Source organism: Candidatus Palibaumannia cicadellinicola (assembly GCF_002855795.1).
Lineage (GTDB): Bacteria > Pseudomonadota > Gammaproteobacteria > Enterobacterales > Enterobacteriaceae > Baumannia > Baumannia cicadellinicola_C.
This window is the reverse complement of sequence record NZ_NJPO01000080.1, coordinates 1-4849: the sequence shown is the minus strand read 5'-3', so window position 1 is coordinate 4849 and position 4849 is coordinate 1. Positions and strand designations below refer to the sequence as shown.

Annotated in this window: 4 protein-coding genes and 1 pseudogene; all 5 read left to right on the top strand. The window is 44.4% G+C overall.

Features of this window, described 5'->3' with window-relative positions; translation table 11 throughout:
• The first annotated feature begins 123 nt into the window (after positions 1-123).
• Positions 124-1845 (top strand): DNA mismatch repair endonuclease MutL, encoded by a 1722-nt coding sequence (gene mutL, locus CEX73_RS01660; protein ID WP_101626868.1) that lies wholly within the window; start codon positions 124-126, stop codon positions 1843-1845.
• The gene (gene miaA / locus CEX73_RS01655) at positions 1838-2794 is read left to right on the top strand and encodes a tRNA (adenosine(37)-N6)-dimethylallyltransferase MiaA (RefSeq protein ID WP_101626867.1); all 957 of its coding nucleotides are present in this window, start codon (positions 1838-1840) and stop codon (positions 2792-2794) included. Before mutL ends, miaA begins: the two co-directional genes overlap by 8 nt.
• Positions 2795-2920: 126 nt before the next feature.
• Entirely contained in the window at positions 2921-3220 is a 300-nt protein-coding gene (gene hfq / locus CEX73_RS01650; protein WP_101626866.1) for an RNA chaperone Hfq, read from the top strand.
• A 119-nt stretch (positions 3221-3339) separates the two neighbouring features.
• Entirely contained in the window at positions 3340-4503 is a 1164-nt protein-coding gene (hflK, locus tag CEX73_RS01645; protein WP_101626865.1) for an FtsH protease activity modulator HflK, read from the top strand.
• 6 nt (positions 4504-4509) lie between these two features.
• A pseudogene (gene hflC, locus CEX73_RS01640) lies at positions 4510-4849 on the top strand (protease modulator HflC); the annotation flags it as partial.

Genomic DNA, 4849 nt, shown 5'->3' with positions numbered 1-4849 from the left:
TTAAGATCTATCATCCATCGCTACCGTATATTCGCAAGAGTAATAATGTCAGGCGATATTTTGCTGAAGTAGATTAGATGTTCTTTAATTTGAGCTTGACACATATAAAAGGAACTAGTTGACATGCCAATTCAGATACTATCGCCACAATTAGTCAACCAAATCGCCGCAGGTGAAGTGGTAGAACGCCCTGCGTCGGTAGTAAAAGAATTAGTAGAAAATAGCCTAGATGCTGGCGCTACGCGTATTGATATCAAGGTAGAACGGGGTGGAGCTAAAAAAATAACAATCCGTGACAACGGTAGCGGTATCAGTAAAGAAGAACTAGCACTCGCTATTGCCCGCCACGCTACCAGCAAAATATCTCGTATAGAAGATTTAGAGTGTATCACCAGCATGGGATTTCGCGGTGAAGCCCTAGCTAGTGTAAGCTCGGTCGCGCGCCTAACTATTACTTCACGCCCCGCCGGACAAAATGAAGCTTGGCAGGCATACGCTGAGAGAGACGACAGAGCTGTTACTATCAAGCCAGCAGCGCATCCGGTAGGTACCACCGTGGAAGTGCTGGATCTCTTTTATAATACCCCAGCTAGACGTAAATTTATGCGCACCGAAACAACTGAGTTTAAGCATATTGAAGAGGTAATTCGTCGAATAGCGCTTGCGCGATTCGACGTGACATTTCTTCTGCAGCATAACGATAAAACGGTGCAGCAATACCGCGCGGTGATAGAACCTAGTCAGTCTTGGCAGCGGCTCGGTCGCCTGTGTGGAACCGCTTTCGTCAAGCAAGCACTAGCGGTATCCTGGCAGCATAGCGATTTTACTATTCGTGGTTGGGCTGAAGATCCTCGCGGCAGAGATTTACCTGAGATACAATACAGCTATGTCAACCAGCGTATGATACGGGACAAGTTAATTAACCACGCTATCCGCCAGGCTTACCAGGAGCAGCTGACCGGGACGCGGCAACCAGCTTTTGTTCTATTTATCGCCATTAACCCTAAACAAGTGGATATCAACGTTCATCCCGCTAAAAAAGAGGTACGATTTCACCAGGCTAGGTTAGTGCACCATTTTATCTATCAGGCGGTAATGACTGTTTTGCAACATAGTCTGCCAGTCTGTCCCGCTAGACCGCAAGCGGAGAAAGTAGCTCAACCTAATGTTCTGATGCTCAGTGATAAGAATAAGTTAGTCAGTCATTCTACTTGCGCCCCCAATTATGATGAACTAAAGCAGCGAGATATTTTTGTGCCGCAGCAGGCAGCACACACCTGCTACGATCCACACAGTTTCGGTAGAGTGCTAACTTTTTGCTCTCCTTGCTATGCGCTGTTAGAATCAGCTTATGGATTGTCACTACTGTCACTGTCCTTCGCGAAACGCTACCTCACTGAGCGTCAACTTATGCCAGAAGACAATACTCTACTAGCTCAGCCGCTACTCATTCCACTACGGATGACATTGTGCCATGATGAAGCTGCTGCACTTCATCACCATAGGGTTGTCTTGAACAAAATGGGTATTTTGCTGCAATCTAACGAATCTCAAGCAATACTTAACGCAGTACCTTTACCATTATTAGGTCACAAAAATTTACAACACTTGATTTCAGAACTGTTAGGCTACCTCAGTAGTGAAGCATCTGTAACGTATCATAAGATTGCTGCCTGGCTAGCACGCAAGCTCAATCATGAAGCTATCATATGGAACTATTCTAGGGCGATACCATTAATAGCAGAAGTCGAGCGGCTTTGTCCGCACTGGGTTAAAAACCCGCCTAATGCGCTTCTGGTTACACTTAATCTTGAAGCTGCCATAAAAGCCTTCAACCATGACTAAGCAGACACAGCATTGCCGCCGCCTACCTACAGCTATATTTATTATGGGGCCAACAGCATCAGGTAAAACAGCATTAGCAGTTAAACTGCGCCACCAGTTACCAGTTGATATTATCAACGTTGATTCAGCACTGATTTATCGCGGCATGGATATCGGTACCGCTAAGCCAGACGGTTACGTGCTTACGCAGGCACCACATCGGCTGATAAATATCTGCGATCCAGCAGAACCATATTCAACAGCAGATTTTTGCCGTGATGCACTTTATGAAATGGCTGATATAACCGCAGCGGGACGCATACCATTGCTCGTGGGTGGAACAATGCTTTACTTCAAGGCATTGCTGAATGGATTATCCCCATTGCCTCAGGCTGATAATGAAATACGTATACGTATTAAACGTGAGGCCAAAACGATAGGATGGGCAGCTTTACACCAGAAATTACAAGTAATTGATGTCAAAGCTGCAACTCGTATTCATCCCAATGATTCGCATAGAGTTTCGCGAGCACTGGAAGTGTTTTTAGTTTCAGGTCACACTATAACGGAAATGACTCAAAAATCTGGTAAGAGACTAAAGTATCAGGTGTATCAATTTGCCATGATGCCATTTGATCGCTTCTGGTTGCATCAACGTATCGCACGGCGGTTTCACCAGATGTTAGCAAATGGATTTGAAAATGAAGTTCGTACGCTTTTTGCACGTAGTGATCTCAATAAAGACATGCCATCCATTCGTTGCGTTGGCTACCGTCAGATATGGTCATACCTAGCAGGAGAAATAGATTATGATGATATGGTATTTCGGGGGATTTCCGCGACACGACAGCTTGCCAAGCGGCAAATGACCTGGCTACGGAGTTGGCCAGCAGTTGACTGGCTAGATAGTGAGCAACCAGAAACCGCTCTTGACAGAGTATTACAAGTTGTGGGTGCACACATAGGTTGATTTATTAGTCACCGGTGATAGTACCAAAGAAATCGTACTAAACGTAAACGCACTTTTTTACATAGTTTCGGTTATTTCTAGCTACATGGTAATTATTATAAGCAAGTAAAGTAAGGAAAAGATAGAATGGCTAAGGGGCAATCTTTACAAGATCCGTTCTTAAACGCATTACGTCGGGAACGCGTTCCTGTTTTTATTTATTTAGTTAATGGTATTAAACTACAGGGCCAAATTGAGTCTTTCGACCAGTTTGTCATTTTGCTGAAAAATACGATCAGCCAAATGATTTATAAGCACGCTATATCGACTGTGGTTCCGTCGCGCGCTGTGTCACATTATAATAACAACCAGAGCGGCTGCTCCAGTCATTATTCTTATGGTAATAATCCTGTTTCGCCACTTTCACCGCAGGAAAAGAAGGTTTAACCGTTTAAAGCGAAACAGCTCGTGGGTGATATCACGAACAAACTATGATTATGAGCTACGCTTGCCACCTAGAACCGGTCGCGTAGTAATTTTTATCAATCGTCAAATGGAGTTAAAACATGGCGTGGAATGAGCCCGATAATCACGAACATGACCGCGATCCGTGGGGAAGTAGCAATAATAACAGCGGAAATTATAACAGTTCTGCCAATTTAGATGATATTTTTCGTAAGTTCAGTCGTAAATTCGGCTGGTTCGGTCGTCATGGTATGCCCGGGAAAAGTAGCCTGTATATTGTGCTAATAATTTTGACAATAATCTGGTTCGGCAGTGGTTTGTATACCATTAAAGAAGCGGAACGCGGCGTAGTACTTCGCTTCGGTCAATTCTACCATCTAGTTAATCCCGGCCTGAACTGGAAGCCTACCTTCATCGATACAGTAACGGCGGTAAACGTAGAGTCAGTGCGAGAATTGGCTGCTTCTGGTGTAATGCTTACTTCCGATGAAAACGTAGTGCGCGTTGAAATGAATGTGCAGTACCGGATTATCGATCCTGAACGTTATCTTTTTAGCGTCACTGATGCCGACGAAAGTCTGCGTCAGGCAACTGATAGTGCCCTGCGAGGCGTGATCGGTAAATATACGATGGACCGCATTCTAACGGAAGGCCGTACTGTAGTACGCAGCGATACCCAGCGGATTCTAGAAGATACCATTCAACCTTATAATATGGGGCTTACCTTGTTGGACGTTAATTTTCAGGCAGCACGGCCACCAGAAGAGGTAAAAGCAGCTTTTGATGACGCTATTGCAGCGCGTGAAAATGAACAGCAATATATTCGTGAAGCAGAAGCTTACGCCAACGAGGTACAACCTCGAGCTAACGGTAAAGCGCAGCGTATTCTGGAAGAGGGTCGTGCCTACAAAGCCCGCACGATACTAGAAGCGCAAGGTGAAGTTCAGCGTTTTGCTAAAGTATTGCCGGAGTATAAGGCCGCGCCGGAAGTCACCCGCGAACGTCTGTATATCGACGCTATGGAGCGTATACTCAGCAACACCAATAAAATTATTGTCAACGAAAAAAACAATAATAACTTAATGATGCTGCCGCTAGATTATATGTTACACCATCATGATCATGCTAAACGTGTTCAGGGCAACAATGCCTTTAACCTAATGCAGTTGCCTGCAACAGGCAATAGCAATAAAGATAGTGAGATAGTCATTAACCAGCGCCAGGCTAATACACAGCGCGACAATACCACCCGTAAAGGGAGATAGTAACTAATGCGTAAGCCTTTAACACTTATTGTGGTCATAATGTTTTTAATGTTGTACGCGTCACTGTTCGTAGTTCAAGAAGGGCAACGCGGCATAGTTTTGCGCTTTGGTAAAGTGCTGCGCGATAGCTCTCATAAACCGCTCATTTATAATCCAGGCCTGCATATTAAGATTCCGTTTATTGAAACAGTTAAAAACTTAGATGCTCGTATTCAGACCATGGAAAATCAGGCGGATCGCTTTGTTACTATGGAAAAAAAAAGATCTAATTGTAGACTCCTATATAAAATGGCGTATCAGCGACTTTAGTCGTTATTATCTCGCTACCGGAAGATCGGAAGAGCGT

What these genes read in the sequence shown, in the direction of transcription:
- hfq (WP_101626866.1), top strand. Translation starts at nt 2,921, where the DNA reads ATGGCTAAGGGGCAATCTTTACAAGATCCGTTCTTAAACGCATTACGT.
- hflK (WP_101626865.1), top strand. Translation starts at nt 3,340, where the DNA reads ATGGCGTGGAATGAGCCCGATAATCACGAACATGACCGCGATCCGTGG.
- mutL (WP_101626868.1), top strand. Translation starts at nt 124, where the DNA reads ATGCCAATTCAGATACTATCGCCACAATTAGTCAACCAAATCGCCGCA.
- miaA (WP_101626867.1), top strand. Translation starts at nt 1,838, where the DNA reads ATGACTAAGCAGACACAGCATTGCCGCCGCCTACCTACAGCTATATTT.